Origin of the sequence: Rhodococcus sp. 21391, assembly GCF_016772255.1 — a bacterium.
Lineage (GTDB): Bacteria > Actinomycetota > Actinomycetes > Mycobacteriales > Mycobacteriaceae > Rhodococcus_F > Rhodococcus_F opacus.
This window is the reverse complement of the sequence record NZ_CP063781.1, coordinates 5,369,038-5,384,630: the sequence shown is the minus strand read 5'-3', so window position 1 is coordinate 5,384,630 and position 15,593 is coordinate 5,369,038. Positions and strand designations below refer to the sequence as shown.

General features: G+C 69.5%; 16 protein-coding genes. 6 read left to right on the top strand and 10 right to left on the bottom strand.

The features are described from left to right. Window positions 1-47: 47 nt before the first annotated feature. Window positions 48-296, bottom strand: coding sequence for a DUF2530 domain-containing protein (locus tag GO592_RS24770; protein ID WP_005244138.1), 249 nt, complete (start codon window positions 294-296; stop codon window positions 48-50). Window positions 297-372: 76 nt separating this feature from the next. On the opposite strand from GO592_RS24770, the gene GO592_RS24765 reads away from it, so the two are divergent. The 3 genes from GO592_RS24765 (at window position 373) to GO592_RS24755 (ending at window position 3,843) form a co-directional block, all read left to right on the top strand. Next, window positions 373-1,827: an NCS2 family permease gene (locus tag GO592_RS24765; RefSeq protein WP_005255290.1), complete on the top strand. Its 1,455-nt coding sequence runs from the start codon at window positions 373-375 to the stop codon at window positions 1,825-1,827. Between the two features lie 33 nt (window positions 1,828-1,860). Beyond that, complete coding sequence (locus tag GO592_RS24760; protein WP_005244136.1) at window positions 1,861-2,292, top strand: MarR family winged helix-turn-helix transcriptional regulator; 432 nt, start codon at window positions 1,861-1,863, stop codon at window positions 2,290-2,292. Window positions 2,293-2,511: 219 nt separating this feature from the next. After that, window positions 2,512-3,843 (top strand): MFS transporter, encoded by a 1,332-nt coding sequence (locus GO592_RS24755; RefSeq protein ID WP_039952965.1) that lies wholly within the window; start codon window positions 2,512-2,514, stop codon window positions 3,841-3,843. Between the two features lie 16 nt (window positions 3,844-3,859). On the opposite strand, the gene GO592_RS24750 is transcribed toward GO592_RS24755, so the two are convergent. The 6 genes from GO592_RS24750 to GO592_RS24725 form a co-directional block, all read right to left on the bottom strand. Continuing rightward, window positions 3,860-4,714, bottom strand: a complete 855-nt coding sequence (locus tag GO592_RS24750; RefSeq protein WP_007301143.1) for an FAD binding domain-containing protein — start codon at window positions 4,712-4,714, stop codon at window positions 3,860-3,862. Continuing rightward, on the bottom strand, window positions 4,711-7,086 hold the full coding sequence (locus GO592_RS24745) for a xanthine dehydrogenase family protein molybdopterin-binding subunit (RefSeq protein ID WP_007301144.1): 2,376 nt from the start codon (window positions 7,084-7,086) through the stop codon (window positions 4,711-4,713). Before GO592_RS24745 ends, GO592_RS24750 begins: the two co-directional genes overlap by 4 nt. Continuing rightward, window positions 7,083-7,613, bottom strand: a complete 531-nt coding sequence (locus tag GO592_RS24740; protein ID WP_007301145.1) for a (2Fe-2S)-binding protein — start codon at window positions 7,611-7,613, stop codon at window positions 7,083-7,085. The genes GO592_RS24745 and GO592_RS24740 overlap by 4 nt, the downstream gene beginning before the upstream one ends. 96 nt (window positions 7,614-7,709) lie before the next feature. Beyond that, window positions 7,710-8,825, bottom strand: coding sequence for a vWA domain-containing protein (locus GO592_RS24735; protein ID WP_007301146.1), 1,116 nt, complete (start codon window positions 8,823-8,825; stop codon window positions 7,710-7,712). Between the two features lie 5 nt (window positions 8,826-8,830). Further along, the gene (locus tag GO592_RS24730) at window positions 8,831-9,724 is read right to left on the bottom strand and encodes an AAA family ATPase (protein WP_007301147.1); all 894 of its coding nucleotides are present in this window, start codon (window positions 9,722-9,724) and stop codon (window positions 8,831-8,833) included. Window positions 9,725-9,785: 61 nt separating this feature from the next. After that, entirely contained in the window at window positions 9,786-10,625 is an 840-nt protein-coding gene (locus GO592_RS24725) for an SDR family NAD(P)-dependent oxidoreductase (RefSeq protein ID WP_005255300.1), read from the bottom strand. A 70-nt stretch (window positions 10,626-10,695) separates the two neighbouring features. Here GO592_RS24725 and GO592_RS24720 point away from each other — a divergent pair, with 70 nt between their 5' ends. Continuing rightward, window positions 10,696-11,502, top strand: a complete 807-nt coding sequence (locus tag GO592_RS24720; protein ID WP_007301148.1) for a TrmH family RNA methyltransferase — start codon at window positions 10,696-10,698, stop codon at window positions 11,500-11,502. A gap of 2 nt (window positions 11,503-11,504) precedes the next feature. Then, a complete protein-coding gene (locus GO592_RS24715; RefSeq protein WP_039952940.1) occupies window positions 11,505-11,795 on the top strand; it encodes a DUF2537 domain-containing protein in 291 nt (96 codons plus the stop codon). Window positions 11,796-11,810: 15 nt separating this feature from the next. On the opposite strand, the gene GO592_RS24710 is transcribed toward GO592_RS24715, so the two are convergent. From GO592_RS24710 to GO592_RS24700, 3 genes are all read right to left on the bottom strand, one after another. Further along, window positions 11,811-12,605, bottom strand: coding sequence for a DUF6928 family protein (locus GO592_RS24710; RefSeq protein ID WP_202714994.1), 795 nt, complete (start codon window positions 12,603-12,605; stop codon window positions 11,811-11,813). Between the two features lie 72 nt (window positions 12,606-12,677). Next, the gene (gene sepH / locus GO592_RS24705) at window positions 12,678-13,535 is read right to left on the bottom strand and encodes a septation protein SepH (RefSeq protein WP_039951674.1); all 858 of its coding nucleotides are present in this window, start codon (window positions 13,533-13,535) and stop codon (window positions 12,678-12,680) included. 117 nt (window positions 13,536-13,652) lie between these two features. Beyond that, window positions 13,653-14,399 (bottom strand): GntR family transcriptional regulator, encoded by a 747-nt coding sequence (locus GO592_RS24700; protein WP_007298222.1) that lies wholly within the window; start codon window positions 14,397-14,399, stop codon window positions 13,653-13,655. 176 nt (window positions 14,400-14,575) lie between these two features. Here GO592_RS24700 and GO592_RS24695 point away from each other — a divergent pair, with 176 nt between their 5' ends. Continuing rightward, entirely contained in the window at window positions 14,576-15,592 is a 1,017-nt protein-coding gene (locus GO592_RS24695; RefSeq protein ID WP_007298221.1) for a BMP family protein, read from the top strand. Window position 15,593 lies beyond the last annotated feature (1 nt).

Below are 15,593 nucleotides of genomic sequence, written 5' to 3'. Positions count from 1 at the left end.
ACTAGAGCAGTCCCTGCTGTGTCACTAGAGCAGTCCCTGCTGTGTCACTAGAGCAGTCCCTGCTGTGCCCCGCGGCTGCCGCGCCGGGCCGCCCGCCGCTGCAACGCGAACAATCCGTAGCCGAGGAATCCGACGACGACCCCCGCTATACACGTCGGAAGCGCATCCGACCACCGGTCGCCCGTGACGATCACCACGACGGCCGCGACCGCCCACGCCAGCGTTCCCAGTATCAGCGCAGGTCGCGGGTCGGCGAGGCGCTGAGTGAGGGGTGGGCGATCTGCGGATTCGTTCACCGAATGAACGCTACCCTCGCCGTGGTGCCCTAATCTCCAAGGGCGACGCGCGACTTCTGGCGATGGGGACTGAACAATGGGTGCTGCTCCGAAACTGCTCGACAACTACTTCAAGATCACCGAGCGTGGTTCGACGGTAGGCGCGGAGGTCCGCGGCGGAGTGGTGACGTTCGTCGCGATGGCATACATCGTGGTGCTGAACCCGCTCATCCTCGGTAGTTTCTCGGCCGACGACGCCGTCGCGAAGACCGACGTCCTCGGCAACATCCTCCCCGTCAACCAGGTGGCCGCGGTCACGGCCCTGGTGGCGGGACTGATGAGCATCGTGTTCGGGGTCGTCGCGAACTATCCCTTCGCGATCGCGGCGGGCCTCGGCATCAACAGTCTTCTCGCCGTCACCATCGCACCGCAGGTCACCTGGCCCGAGGCGATGGGCCTCGTGGTGATCGACGGGGTCATCATCGTCGTGTTGGCGCTCACAGGATTCCGGACGGCCGTCTTCAATGCCATTCCGGCCGAGCTCAAATCCGCCATCGCCGCCGGTATCGGCATGTTCATCGCGTTCATCGGTCTCGTCGACGCCGGGTTCGTTCGGCGCATCCCGGACGCCGCCGGCACCACCGTCCCCGTCGGCCTGGGCATCAACGGATCGATCTCCTCCTGGCCGACCGTGACGTTCGTGTTCGGTGTGCTGCTGATGGGTGTCCTGGTGGTGCGCAAGGTGCGCGGCGGTCTGCTGATCGGCATCGTCGTCACCACCGTGCTGGCCGCGATCATCGAGGCCGTCGCCGGTGTCGGACCGTCGCTGGGCGTGAACCCTTACGGCTGGAACCTCAGTGTCCCGGCCGCACCCGATGTGCTGGCGGAACTTCCGGATCTCAGCCTCGTCGGAGACGTCAGCATCTTCGGCGCGTTCACCCGCATCGGCGTACTCGCGGCCAGCCTGCTGGTGTTCACGCTCGTGCTCGCCAACTTCTTCGACGCCATGGGCACGATGACCGGGCTCGGCAAGGAGGCGGGCCTCACCGACGAGGACGGCAACCTGCCCAACATCGGACGGGCCCTGGTCGTCGAGGGCACCGGCGCCATCGTCGGTGGCGGCGCGTCGGCGTCGTCCAACACCGTGTTCGTGGAATCCGCCTCGGGAATTGCCGAGGGCGCCCGCACCGGACTCGCGAATGTGGTGACGGGACTGCTGTTCCTGGCCGCGATGTTCCTGACCCCGCTGTATTCGGTGGTGCCGATCGAGGCCGCCGCGCCGGCACTGGTCGTGGTGGGCGCGATGATGATCGGTCAGGTCCGCGACATCGATTTCACCCAGTTCTCGATCGCGTTGCCCGCGTTCCTCACCATCGCCGTCATGCCGTTCACGTACTCGATCGCCAACGGCATCGGCGTCGGATTCGTGTCGTGGGTCGTGCTCAATGCAGCGAGCGGTGGTATCAAGAAGATTCACCCGTTGATGTGGGTGGTGGCGCTTCTCTTCGTGGCCTACTTCGCGGTCGGTCCGATCACCGACGCAGTAACGTAAACGGCGGCCGATCGGTCCCGTATTGTCATTCCCGTGACCACGGATACGCGAGCACTCGCCAGCGACCTCTCCCTGGCTGTCGTGCGCCTCACGCGTCACCTGCGTGGGCGCCGCGTCGACGCCCAGGTATCGCTGACCCAGCTGTCGGCTCTGGCCACCCTTGCCCGCGACGGCGCCATGACGCCGGGCAATCTCGCGGCTCGTGAGAAGGTGCAGCCGCCGTCGATGACCCGGGTCATCGCGTCGCTGGTCGAACTGGGGCTGGTCGAGCGGGCACCGCATCCCACCGACGGACGGCAGATCATCGTCACGCTGTCGGATGCCGGTCACGCGCTGATCGCCGACGAGACCCACGCCCGCGAGGCATGGATGAACGAGCGGCTGTCCGGGCTCGACGAGGCTCAACTGAAGACCCTCCGCGACGCCGTCGGCATCATCACGTCCATCGTCGCCGACTCGGAGTAGTCCGAACGGCCGCCTGCAGTCCCCACCCGTACAACGGCATTCGCCTGCCCGAACCCCGCGGCACGGGGAAACCCCTTGCCGGAGAACGGAGCCGGCATCCGGAGTGATCCGGCCGCCGATGTCCCCCAGGGCCGGTCGATGGCGCGCGGGGCCCGGGAGCAAGATGGATGTGTGCCGCGCGAATCCGAGTCCACCGCCTCAGCCCAGCCGAAGACCGGCATGTTCGTCGCTCTCCGCACCCGGAACTACCGGCTGTGGGCGTCGGGGCAGATCGTCTCCCTCGTCGGAACCTGGATGCAGCGGGTGGCGCAGGACTGGCTCGTCCTGACGTTGTCGAACGGCAATGCACTCGCGGTCGGCATCGTGATGGCACTGCAGTTCGGTCCGACCCTGTTCCTGTCCGTGTGGGGCGGCGTGCTCGCCGACCGGTACGACAAGCGGCGCATCCTGATCGCGACGCAGGTGTCGATGGCGTTGTGCGCACTGGTGCTCGGGTTGCTGGACGTCGGCGGGCTGGTGGCCCTGTGGCACGTCTACCTAATCGCGTTTCTGCTGGGTTGCGCGTCGGCGGTCGACGCGCCGGCGCGGCAGTCGTTCACGATCGAGATGGTCGGCAAGGAGTCGCTGCCCAATGCCATCGCCCTGAACTCGATGACGTTCAACACCGCTCGCATCATCGGCCCGGCGATCTCCGGTGTGCTGATCACCCTCATCGGCACGGGGTGGGTGTTCCTGCTCAACGTGGGCACGTTCACCGGTGTGCTGATCGCCCTGCTGATGATGAACGCCCGCGAACTGTTCACGGCACCCCAGGCGGAACGCGGGAAAGGGCAGGTCCGCGAGGGTTTCCGTTACGTGTGGGGTCGCACCGACCTGCGGGTGCTGATGGTGGCGGTGTTCATGGTGTCGACGTTCGGGCTGAACTTCCCGATCAGTCTCGCCGTTCTCGCCCGCAACACGTTCGAGCGCGGCGCGGACGCCTACGGACTGCTGTCGACCACCCTCGCCGTGGGCACGCTCGCCGGCGCCACGATCGCCGCGAAACGCAAGACCCCGCCGCGCCTGCGCACGTTCCTCGGCGCCGCGGCCGCGTTCGGGGCGTTCGAGATCCTGGTGGGACTCATGCCCACTTACGTGCTGGTCGCGATCATGCTCGTCCCGACCGGCGCGCTGACGCTGACGTTCACGACGGCGGCGATGAACATCCTGCAGATGTCCGTGCCGTCCGAGATGCGCGGCCGGGTGATGGGCATCTACATGCTCTGCTTCCTCGGCGGCACCCCGCTGGGCAGTCCCGTTCTGGGATGGCTGGCCGACGTCCTCGACCCCCGCGCCCCGCTCGTGATCGGAGGTGCGATCTCCCTGGTGAGCGGCATCGGCGCAGCGCTCTACCTGATGCGGCACCAACGAGTGCGACTGAAAGTACGCAGACCGGATGCGGGCCGCTACCTTCCGGTGTTCGAACTGCACAACGTTCTCGAACCACACCCCGTGGTGGTCTGCGACGCCACCGAGCAGGCCGTGGAAGCGAGCCGCGACCCGCGGTCATGACGGCTGCCGCAACCGTTCAGACGCCGACCGCCGTCGCCACCGCCCTCCGGGTCAGCACTCTCGCGAGGTGGCTGCGGTACTCGGCGTCGGCGTTGCCGTCGGTGATCGGGTCGGTGCCCTCGGCGGCGTGTTCGGCCGCCGCCCGGATCAGTTCCGGATCGGCGGCATTGCCGACGAGCGCGTCCTCGACACCGCGAGCCCGCACCGGCACTGCCCCCATGTTGGTCAGCGCCACCCGGGCCTGCCGGATCGTGCCGCCGTCGACCTGGATCGTCGCGGCCACCGCCACGATCGACCAGGCCTCCGCGACCGTGTTGAACTTCTCGTACCGCGCCTCCCAGCCGGTGTGCTTGGGAACCCGCACGTCCACGAGGATCTCGTCCGGTCGCAGCGTGGTGGTGTAGTAGCCCTCGAAGAAGTCCGCGACCGGGATTCTCCGCCTGCCCGCGGTACCCACGGCGGTCAGGGTGGCGTCGAGTGCCAGTGCGGGGGCGCAGAGGTCGCCCGCCGGATCGGCATGCGCCAGAGCGCCACCCAGCGTGCCGCGATGCCGGATCTGCGGATCGGCGACGGTGCGGGTGGCCTCGACGAGCAGCAGCGCGTGCTCGTGAACGAGCGGGTCGCGGATCAGGTCGTAGTACGTGGTCATCGCACCGATCACGAGGCTGTCTCCGTCGTCGCGGACGCCGCGCAACTCACCGATTCGGCCCAGGTCGACGAGGGTGCTCGGCGAAGACAACCGCAGCCGCAGCACCGGTAGCAGGCTCTGGCCGCCCGCGAGTATCTTGGCGTCCTCCCCGGCCTCGGCGAGCGCGGCCACCGCCTGTTCGACGGAGGTCGGGGACACGTAGTCGAAGCTTGACGGAATCATCGGGCACCTCCCTGAGCGGTGTGGATGGCGTTCCAGACCCGCATCGGCGTACATGGCATCTCGACGTCGCGCACCCCGAACTGGCGGACGGCGTCGAGGACGGCATTGACGACGGCCGGGGTGGACGCGATCGTCCCCGCTTCACCGACCCCCTTGACGCCGAGCGGATTACCGGTGGCGGGTGTCTCGGTGCGGCCCGTGGTGAACGTCGGCAGATCCGCCGCCGACGGCACGTGATATTCGGCGAACGAACCCGACAGGAGGGTGCCGGACTCGTCGTACACCGCCTCCTCGTACAGAGCCTGCGCGATGCCCTGGGCGAGTCCGCCGTGCACCTGACCCTCCACGATCAGCGGGTTGACCACGTGCCCGATGTCGTCGACGCACACGTAGGAGCGGATGCCGACCTTCCCGGTCTCGGTGTCCACCTCCACCGCGCACAGGTGCGTGCCGTGCGGGAACGAGAAGTTCTCCGGGTCGTACGCGGCCTCGGAGTCCAGATTCGGTTCCACACCCTCGGGCAGGTCGTGCGCGGCGAACACAGCGAGCGCGACATCGGCGATGCCGACAGCTTTCTCGGTGCCCTTCACCCGGAACCGGCCCTCGGTGAACTCGAGATCGTCCTCGGCGCACTCCATCAGGTGCGCCGCGATGGGCCTGGCCTTCGCGATCACCTTCTCGGCGGCCTTCACGACGGCGATCGCGCCGACCGCCAAAGACCGGGAACCGTACGTGTCCATGCCACGCGGCGAGGTCTGGGTGTCGCCGTGCAGCACCTCGACGTCCTCGAACGGAACCCCCAGCTGATCCGCGACCACCTGGCTCCACGCGGTCTCGTGACCCTGGCCGTGCGCCGACGAACCGGTGACCACCTCGACCTTGCCGGTGGGCAGCATCCGGATCGCCGCGTGCTCCCACCCGCCGGCCCCGTAGGCCAGCGCGCCGAGGGTGCGCGACGGTGCCAGCCCGCACATTTCGGTGAACGTGGACACCCCGATGCCGAGTTGCACCGGATCCTTCCGCTCGCGGCGCTCAGCCTGTTCGCGCCGGAGCCCGTCGTAGTCGAACAACTCCCGCGCGTGCGCGGTGGCGGCCTCGTAGTTACCGGAGTCGTACGTCAGGCCCGCGACGGTGTCGAACGGGAACTCCTCGTGGGTGATCCAGTTCTTCGCCCGCAATTCCAGCGGATCCATCGACAACTCGGTCGCGAGTTCGTCCATCATCCGCTCGATCGCGAACGTCGCCTCCGGGCGGCCCGCCCCGCGGTACGCGTCGGTGGGCACCTTGTTGGTGAAGACGTTGGTGCACGTGAAGTGATACGCCGGGAACTTGTAGATGCCGTTGAACATGAACGCGCCCAGGATCGGCACCCCTGAGGTGACCAGGCGCAGGTACCCGCCCATGTCGGCGAGCAGTTCGACCTTCATTCCGGTGACGGTGCCGTCGCGGCGGGCGGCCAGTGTCAGTTTCTGGATCTGGTCGCGCCCGTGATGCGCCGCGACCATCGATTCGCTACGCGACTCGGTGTATTTGACGGGCTTGCCGAGTCGCCGCGCGACGAGCAGCGCGATGACTTCCTCCGGCGTCACCTGAAGCTTGCCGCCGAAACCGCCGCCGACGTCCGGGGCGACGACGCGCAGTTTGTGCTCCGGTATGTCGAGCGTCATCGCCAGCATCAGCCGCAGGATGTGGGGAATCTGCGTGGCCGACCACATGGTGATCTGGGCGCCGGTCGGGTCGACCACCACCGAGCGGGGTTCCATGAACGCCGGGATCAGCCGCTGCTGCCGGAACGTGCGCTCGACGAGTACCTCCGCGTCGCGGATGGCCTGCTCGACGTCGCCGCCCGTGCCGGCCTCCGCGGAGTCGAAGGTCCAGGTGGCGCTGACGTTCGTCCCGAGATCCGGGTGCACGAGGTCGGCGCCGTCGGCGGCCGCGCCCGCGAGATCGAGCACGACCGGCAGTTCGTCGTACTCGACGTCGATCACCTCGAGTGCGTCGTGCGCCTCGTACGCGCTGCGCGCCACCACGACCGCGACGGCCTCGCCGGCGAAGTTGACGCCGTCGACCGCGAGGGACGGGGCGGGCGGCGACTTCATGTCCGGTGTGATCGGCCAGGCACACGGCAGGCTGCCCTGCTCGTCGGCGAGATCGGCGCCGGTGAGGACCGCGACGACCCCGGGCATCTCGCGGGCGGCGGAGGCGTCGACACCGGTGATGCGGGCGTGCGCGAACGGGCTGCGCAGAATCGCCAGGTGCTGCATGCCGGGCAGGACGAGGTTGTCGGTCCAGCGGGTGCGGCCCGTGACCAGATGTTCGTCTTCCTTGCGTGTGCGGGCCTTCCCGATCTCCGGTTCCGCGGTGGCGGTCATCGCACACCTCCCTGCGCGGTGTCGGTCTTCGGTGCATCCGCCGTCGGTGCTTCGGTGGTGCCGCCGCCGCGCAACCGCTGCGCCGCATCCTGCACCGCGCTGACGATGTTCTGATACCCGGTGCAGCGGCACAGGTTGCCTTCCAACCCCAGCCGCACCGTCCGCTCGTCCGGGTCGGGTTCCTCGGCGAGCAGGTCGAGGGTCTGCATGATCATGCCGGGGGTGCAGTAGCCGCACTGCAGGGCATGATTGTCGCGGAACGCCTGCTGCACGGGGTGCAACGTCCCGTTCCGGGACAGGCCTTCGACGGTGAGGACGTCGCCGCCGTCGGCCTGCACGGCGAGCACCGAGCAGGACTTGATGCTGTGACCGTTCAGATGAACGGTGCACGCCCCGCAGTTTCCGGTGTCGCAGCCGATGACGGTGCCGACCTTGCCGAGCCGATCCCGTAGATAGTGGACGAGGAGTAGTCGCGGTTCCACCTCGTCCGTGTATGTAGTTCCGTCGACGGTGACAGTGATGCGCATCGCGCCTCCAAAGCCGGGAGCCTCAGGTGATACGTCCTACTCTGCGCCGACGGAGGGCGACCAACACCCGAAATCGTGGAACCGGTTCCGGATCGGTCACGTTCGGCGCGCGACCTCGAGCAGTTCCTGCAATGTCGCGAGACTGTGGCCGGCGAGCAGACGATCGACGTACGGCAGCGCGGCCGCGATCCCGGACTGCACCGGCTCGTACCCGTCCGCGCCGGCGTGCGGATTCACCCACAGCACGGTGCGGGCGAGCCGGCTCAGTTGAGCCATCTGCTCCGCGAGCAGGGTCGGGTCACCGCGCTCCCAGCCGTCGGAGAAGATCACCACGACGGCGCCGCGCGCCACGCCCCGCCTGCCCCAGCGGTCCAGGAACGCGCGCAGCGTCTCGCCGAGACGGGTGCCGCCCGCCCAGTCGGGCACGGCCCGGCCCGCGGCGGCGAGCGCCACTTCCGGGTCGCGGACCCGCAGTGCCCGCGAGAGCCGCGTCAGCCGAGTGCCCAGCGAGAACACCTCGGTTCCTGCGGGGTTGCCGCGGGCGACGACGTGCGCGAAGCGCAGCAGCGCATCGGCGTACGGGCTCATCGATCCGGACACGTCGATCAGCAGCACCATCCGGCGTGGCCGGGTTGCCTTGCGGTGGTGGCTCGGCCGCACCGGTTCGCCGCCCGCCGCGAGCATGCCCCGCACGGTGCGCCGCGGGTCCACGGTGCCCCGGCGGGCCGGGCGCATCCGGATGGCCGGGCGGGTCGGGGGCCGCGGGCGCAGGGCGGCGATCAGCTCGGCGAGGTGCGCGCGCTCGGCCGCGGTGAGGTCGGCGATGTCGCGGTGGCGCAACACCTCGGTGTCGTCCGCGGCTACCCGCAGATGCGGCGCGTCGCCACCGGTGTCGCCGCCCTCCGTCGTGGTCAGAGCCGCGGTATTGGCGCGGCGAGGCTGCTCCCCGGACCGCGGCGTGCGAGCCGGGACGGTACCGCCGAACCAGGCCGAGAACGCCGAGTCGTACCGCGGGATGTCGTCGGGACCGCGGCACAGCGTCGCGCGACCCGCCCAGTACACCTGGCTCGGATCGCCCACATCCACCTGGCGGAGGGCTCGCGTGAACGCGGCGACGGCGTCCGACGCGACCGACAGTCCCGCCGCCGCGAGGGCGTGCGCGAACCCGGCGATGCCCACCAGCGGGTCGCCGCTGTCCGGGGTCGTGGACACGCCTCTCACCCCGCCAGGAGCCGGTCCAGTCCAACCCGGGCCACCCGTTCGAGGTCCTCGCGGTACTTGAGGACCGCGCCGAGCGTCGCGGCGGCGGTCTCCGCGTCCAGCACGTCCCGATCGAGTTCCCGCAGTGCCCGCGCCCAGTCCAGCGACTCGGCCACCCCCGGCGGCTTGAGCAGTTCCATCTCGCGCAGGGAGTGGACGGCCCGGGCGACCTGGCCGGCCAGTTCGGCCCCGATGCCGGGGATGCGGCGGCGCAGGATCGCGACCTCCCGCGCCAGATCGGGGTGTTCGAGCCAGTGGTAGAGGCAGCGGCGTTTGAGGGCGTCGTGCACCTCGCGGGTGCGGTTGGAGGTGAGCACCACCAGCGGTGGTGTCGCCGCCCGCACCTCGCCCAGTTCGGGGATGGTGACGGCATTCTCGTCGAGCACCTGCAGCAGGAATGCCTCGAACTCGTCGTCGGCGCGGTCGATCTCGTCGACGAGCAGCACGCACGGCGCTTCGGTGAGGGCCCGCAGCAACGGGCGCGCCAGCAGGAACCGCTCGGTGTACAGCGAGCGTTCGACCGTGTCGGCCTCGAGCATGCCGTCGCTCGCCGCCTCCAGCGTCCGCAGGTGCAGCAACTGCCGCGGGAAGTCCCAGTCGTAGAGCGCCTGCGCGGCGTCGATGCCCTCATGGCATTGCAGGCGGATCAGCGGCAGACCGAACGCCTCCGACAACGCGGCCGCGAGCGACGTCTTGCCGGTGCCGGGTTCGCCCTCGCAGAAGAGCGGACGTCCCATACGGATGGCGAGGAACGCGGCCATCGCGACGCCGTCGTCGGCGAGGTAGCCGGTGGCGTCGAGCGCCCGCGCCAGTTCCGCTGGCGAACCGATCGTCGGCGTGGAATCACTCACGCCCGCGAGCCTAGGTGAGTGCCGGCCCCCGGATACGCGACTCGGACAACCCCGCCGGCGGTCAACCGTCCGGCTCCACCCTGCCGCGGTCCTCGCTCAACCGCCGGAACATCGCGGTGGCGCCGAACCTCGCGGCCGCCCGTTCGACCAGTCCCGGCGCGATCTGTGACAGGGCGAGCAGCGGGCGGATCGGCGCTCCGCTCTCGACGATCTCGGGCCGGTCACGCCGAATCGACCGGATCACGGCGGCGGCGACCTTGTCGGTGCTGGTCTCGCCCGTGATCCGGCCGGCCCTGATTCCGCGTTCCGTCATCCGCTGGTACATGCCGTCGCCGGCGATGAAGCCGGGGCACACGACGGAGAAACCGACGGGCGAGCCCGCGTACTCCGCGCGCAGCGACTGGGTGAGACCGATCAATCCGGCCTTCGTCGCGGCGTACGGCGCGCAGTACGCCGGACCGATCTTCGCGGCCAGCGACGAGATGAACACCACGTGACCGCGACCGCGGCCCAGCATCCCGGGCACCACACGGCGCGTGAGAAGTAGTGGCGCGGTGAGATTCACGTCGACCATGGCGGTGAGCTCGCCGGGGTCGAGTCGGGTGAAGGCCGAGACGTTCTCCACGCCGGCGTTGTTCACCAGCAGGTCGAGGGGGCCGACCGCCGCCTCGGCGCGGTCGATCAGCGAATCGAGCTGACCGAGCCGGTCCAGGTCCGCGGGCACGGCCTCGGCACGCACACCCAGCGCACGCAGTTCTCCGACGATGTCCGCGAGGCGGTCCGCACGCCGGCCGGACACCGCGACGGCAACGCCCTCCCTCGCGAGGGCCCGGGCGACGACGCGGCCGAGACCGCCGGAGGCGCCGGTCACCAGAGCCGTGCGTCCCTGCAGTTGCTTCATTCCTCCGAGCTTTCGCGCTCGGTGGAGGGGAGTCAACGCTGTGACGCCCCGCATACGGCACGATGGACCGGTGGTTCACGTCATCGACATAACGGATCCGGCCGACACCAGGCTGGACGACTTCCGCGATCTCAATTCCTCGGACCGCCGTCCCGACCTCCCCGAGGGCAAGGGTCTGGTGATCGCGGAAGGCGTGCTGGTGGCGCAGCGCCTGCTCACGTCCCGGTTCGACCCGATCGCGCTGCTCGGCGTCGATCGGCGGCTGGAGGAACTCACGGACGACCTCGCGGACGTGGACGTGCCGTTCTACCGGACGACGGCGGATGTGATGGCCGAGGTCGTCGGGTTCCACCTCAACCGGGGTGTGCTCGCGGCGGCGCGCCGCCCCGCGCCGCTCGAACTGCCGGACGTGCTCGAGCACGCCCGGACGGTCGCGGTGCTCGAGGGCGTCAACGATCACGAGAACCTGGGCTCGATGTTCCGTAACGCGGCAGGGCTCGGCGTCGACGCCGTGGTGTTCGGCAAGGGCTGCGCCGACCCGCTGTACCGCCGGGCGGTCCGGGTGTCGATGGGGCACGTTCTCCGGGTTCCGTTCGCGCACGTGACGAAGTGGCCGCACGACCTGGACGCGTTGCGGGAGCGGGGTTTCCAGCTTATCTCGTTGACCCCGAACCCCGAGGCGGTGACGTTGGCCGAGGCGATGACGGGGGAGAAGGTGGCGTTGCTGCTCGGCGCGGAAGGCCCCGGCCTCACCGAACACGCCATGCGGGCCACGGACATTCGTGCCCGCATTCCGATGGCACCCGGCACGGACTCGCTCAATGTCGCGACGGCGGCGGCGATGGCGTTCTACGAGCGCGTCCGCACGGGCCGGTGACAATGCTGCACCCTCATTCCCCGTCTCCGCCGCCGACGGGGACACCGTGGTCGACCGGACTCCTCGTGGCGGGCTTCGCCGCGGTCGTGGTGGCGGTCGCGGTCATGGCCTTCGGCTCGCAGCTCGCGCGGATCAACCCCGCCCTGGCGGTGATCCTCGAACTCGTCGTGGTGGCCGGGGTCGCACCGTCGGTGTGGCGACTACGCCGGGCATCGGTCTGGCGGTGGCTGGTGTACGGGGCCGCGGCCGGGGTTGTCGCCGGCTGGACGGCGCTGCTCGTCGGCGCCGCCTGACTCCGGCCGGAGTCGTCAGAAACCGAAGTAACGGCGGAGGAGTCCGCCCTTGCGAGCCGGCGGCGGAGCGGGTGCCGGCACCGGGCCGGGGCCGGGGCCGGGGGCGGGGGCGGGGGCGGGGGCGGGTTGTTCCGCCTCGACGGCAGGCTCGATCTCGGGCCCCTCGCCGGGCGGGTGAACGGTGAAACCGAGCACGGTGAGCGTCTTCGGGTCGATCTCGGTGCCCTCGGGGGCGCCCGTGTACCGGAAGCCCAGCCATTCCCGGTTGGCGCCCTCGGCGAACTGCTGCGGGTGGAACGGCAGCGACTGCGGGTCGGGCAGGACACCCGCCGGATGTTTCAGCGGAAAGTCGCCCGCCCAGAACGGCCTCTCCCACACCAGGGGGATACCGAGGTCCTCGTGGATGTGGACCGGTGTCGCGCTGAACGACCGCGTCAGGTGCCCGTCCTCCCACATCGCGAACGAGCCCCACGCGATGTCGGGCTTGGACGCCACGTAATACGTCTTCGCGAATTCGGTGGGCCGGATGCGTGTTTCGGGCAGAGTCGACGGTCGGGGGACGGCCAGGTCGGGCCCGCACACGACGGTGACACCGGGGTAGGAACCGATGTGCACGGTCCCGGCGGCATCGAGCCGCGCGGCCTCGACCAGCGGAACCGGACCGGTGGGGGTGGCCACCAGATCGGGATAGAGGCGGGAGGCGAGCTGCTGCGCCGCGCCCGGATCAGGATCCGGGTGGCCGCGCAGCACAGCCGCAGGGTCGGGGACGTCGACGTACCAGATCGTTGATACCTTGGCCCCCACGGTCATCCCTCTCTTCCGGTGTCTTCCTGAAAGAGTACGACCCCGACCGTGTTCCCGGCCTGATCACCGCGCAGACGGTCAGCGTCCGCTGCTGCGGACACCGAGCAGGACGTCGTCCCAGGACGGGAGGGCGGGTTTGCCGCGCTTGTCCTTGTTGTTCGTCTGGTGCGGGGCGATCTTGGGTGCGGCGGGTTCCTCGGACGGGGCGGGCTCGTCCGCGAGCTCCTCGGTGACATCGGCCTCGATGATCTCCTCGGGCTCGATCGTCGGCACCTCCACCTCGGTGGGGAACTCGGCGAGTTCGAGCTGCTCCGGCTCGTCGGACGCCACCGGCGCCAATCCGCGGAGCGGACGGCCGAAGTCGGGATCGATCAGGTCGAACGCGGTGTCGTCGAGCGCGACGATGGTGCCACCGTGCGCGTCCGGCTGATACCGCCAGTGCGCCGCGTTGGTGGTCCGACCGGCCTGCCACTGCAGCTGGGCGACCCAGTGATTGTCCTCGTCGCGCCACGCATCCCACGTGGCGTCGTCGATGTTGTGCCCCCGCGCGCGGAACGCCTGCGTGACGATCTCGGCGAGAGTGGGAACGGCGGGGCCGTTGTCGCGGACCGGGTGTCCGCCCTGCGCCATCTCGGCCGCACGGGAACGTTCGAGCAGGACCGGATACGCGAACCGCTCCACCTTCGCCAGGGGGATACCGGCCTCGTCGGCCACCTGTTCGACGGAGGCGCCGGCACGGATGCGGGCCTGGATTTCGCGGGGCCTGAGCTGACTGTCCATTTCGATCTCAATCTGGCCGAGTCGAGCGATGTCCCCGCGGGATGCGGCGCGGAGTTTGTCATCGGCGGGAAGCCGGAATTTTTCGCCGGTACTGGCATCTGCGCACACGACGTGCGATCCATCAGGCTCGAGACCGATCACTCGAAGCTCTCGCACGTTGACCTCCTTATCGCGCCGGCTCGCGACTTTGCACCTGGGCAACTGTAATTCATTCGTGACAGCCCGCGCGGCAGGACACGCGCGGGTAAATCCCGTCCCGGCGTCGCGTGCGCGTTACGCTTCCTCGTTTCGTGATCGGTCCTTCCTGCGGGGTGTGCGCTGCCTTGTGCGGGTGGCTTCGACCGGGTCGATCGCCGGTGCGGACCAGTGTTCGGCCAGCTCGAGGCTGGGTTCGCGGCCCGACGCGACGTGCCGGTACGCGATCTCGGCGGCGCGGTCGGTGTCGCCAGCAGCAATGGCCTCGTACAACTCGGCGTGCTCGTCGCATTGCTGTCCGGGATCGCGTTCCTTGGTGAGGTGGAACAACCACTGGACGCGCGTCGCGAGAGGTTGCAGCATCGACTGCAGCAGCGGACTGCCGGACATCTCCACGATGACGGCGTGGAATGCGGCGTTCGCGGCGGCGATGGCGGGCTTGTCGTCGCGCGCTGTGGCCGAACGCGCCGCGGTGAGTTGGTCGCGCAGTGCCGTGAGGTGGGAGTCGTCCGCTCGCTGCGCGGCGAGCCGGGCCGCGAGCACCTCGAGGCTTTCGCGGACGTCGAAGAGGTCGCGGACCTCGTCGACGCCGAAAGGGGCGACGATCGCTCCGCGTCGCGGGACGATCACGACGAGCCCGTCGGTCTGGAGCTGTTGCAGGGCCTCGCGCAGCGGGATCCGGGACACCTGCAGTTCTGCGGCGAGGTCGCGTTCGATCAGGCGCTGGCCCGGCGCGAGCTGCAGGTTGACGATGCGCCTGCGCAGTTCTTCATACGCGGTCTCGCGCAGTGACTTCGGCGCCGACGTGTCGGTTGCACCGTTCACCCGGTCTCCTGTCGTCGTGGTGGCCACGTCAGCCACCGTAAAGCGCACCCGCGCGCGGCCCTCGGGTGGATGCGGGTCCTTACGTCTGTGTAACACGGCGGAAATGCCGCGCCCCCAAGATTCAAATAACGGTATACCGCTAACTGTGGCGGTTCCTGAGTCAAGGAGTCCAGCGAGTGAACACGACCCTCTCCGCCCGAGCCCGAACCCTCGTCCCCGCGCTCTGCGCGGCCGCGACTCTCGCGGCGACCCTGACGGCCTGCGGGTCGACGGACGCAGGCACCGCCTCCGGCGACACCCTCCGCGTCGGGGTGTTCTTCCCCGGCTCCGTCTCCGACACGGGCTTCATGGAATCGGGGTATCTCGGCTACCAGCGCCTCGAGGAAACCCTCGGTGACCGGCTGGAGCTGAGTTACGTCGAGCAGGTCGCCGCCGCCGACTATCAGCAGGCCCTGGTACGGTTCGCGACCGCGAACGACCTCGTCGTCTCGCTCGGCGGCCAGACGGACGCCGACGTCCGCAAGGTCGCACCCCAGTTCCCCGACGTGAAGTTCGTCGAGATCGGCGGACCCGCCGACGCGTCCCCGCTGCCGAATCTCGCCTATTACGACCCGCAGCAGGCGGAGGCGGAGTTCCTCAGCGGAGCGGTCGCGGCGACGGCGTCCGAGACCCCGTCCGTGTCGTTCGTCGGCGGTGTCGAACTGCCCGCCATCGTGAACGCCGCGAAGGCCTTCGGCAACGGCGCCGAGTTCGCGCGGCCCGGCACCCAGGTGCTCACCCCGCAGTACTTGGGCGACTTCAACGACCCGGCCAAGGCGAAGCAGGCCGCGCTCGCCAACTACGGCGCCGGCGCGGGCGCGGTGGGGCAGATCGTGAACCTCGGCAAGTCCGGTCTGGAACAGGCCGCCACACAGTCGGGCGCCCTGATGGTGGGCGGCCCGATTCCCGGCGACTGCTCGAACCCCGCCTACATCGGATACGTGCACACCGACATCGGCAAGGAAGTGGAGTACGCCGTCCGGTCCACCCTGGACGGAACGTGGAAGGCCGAGAACGTGGCGTTCGGCCTGACGTCACCGAACGACGGCACCGACTTCGTGCTCTGCAGCACCGACCCCGCCGTCGCCGACGCACTCGGCAAGGCGAAGACCGCCCTGGCCACCGGTGCCGTCGAGCCCTACCGAGCGGGCTGAC

What these genes read in the sequence shown, in the direction of transcription:
- GO592_RS24710 (WP_202714994.1), bottom strand. Translation starts at nt 12,605, where the DNA reads ATGACCGTGGGGGCCAAGGTATCAACGATCTGGTACGTCGACGTCCCC.
- GO592_RS24755 (WP_039952965.1), top strand. Translation starts at nt 2,512, where the DNA reads ATGTTCGTCGCTCTCCGCACCCGGAACTACCGGCTGTGGGCGTCGGGG.
- GO592_RS24765 (WP_005255290.1), top strand. Translation starts at nt 373, where the DNA reads ATGGGTGCTGCTCCGAAACTGCTCGACAACTACTTCAAGATCACCGAG.
- GO592_RS24745 (WP_007301144.1), bottom strand. Translation starts at nt 7,086, where the DNA reads ATGACCGCCACCGCGGAACCGGAGATCGGGAAGGCCCGCACACGCAAG.
- GO592_RS24715 (WP_039952940.1), top strand. Translation starts at nt 11,505, where the DNA reads ATGCTGCACCCTCATTCCCCGTCTCCGCCGCCGACGGGGACACCGTGG.
- GO592_RS24740 (WP_007301145.1), bottom strand. Translation starts at nt 7,613, where the DNA reads ATGCGCATCACTGTCACCGTCGACGGAACTACATACACGGACGAGGTG.
- GO592_RS24725 (WP_005255300.1), bottom strand. Translation starts at nt 10,625, where the DNA reads ATGAAGCAACTGCAGGGACGCACGGCTCTGGTGACCGGCGCCTCCGGC.
- GO592_RS24750 (WP_007301143.1), bottom strand. Translation starts at nt 4,714, where the DNA reads ATGATTCCGTCAAGCTTCGACTACGTGTCCCCGACCTCCGTCGAACAG.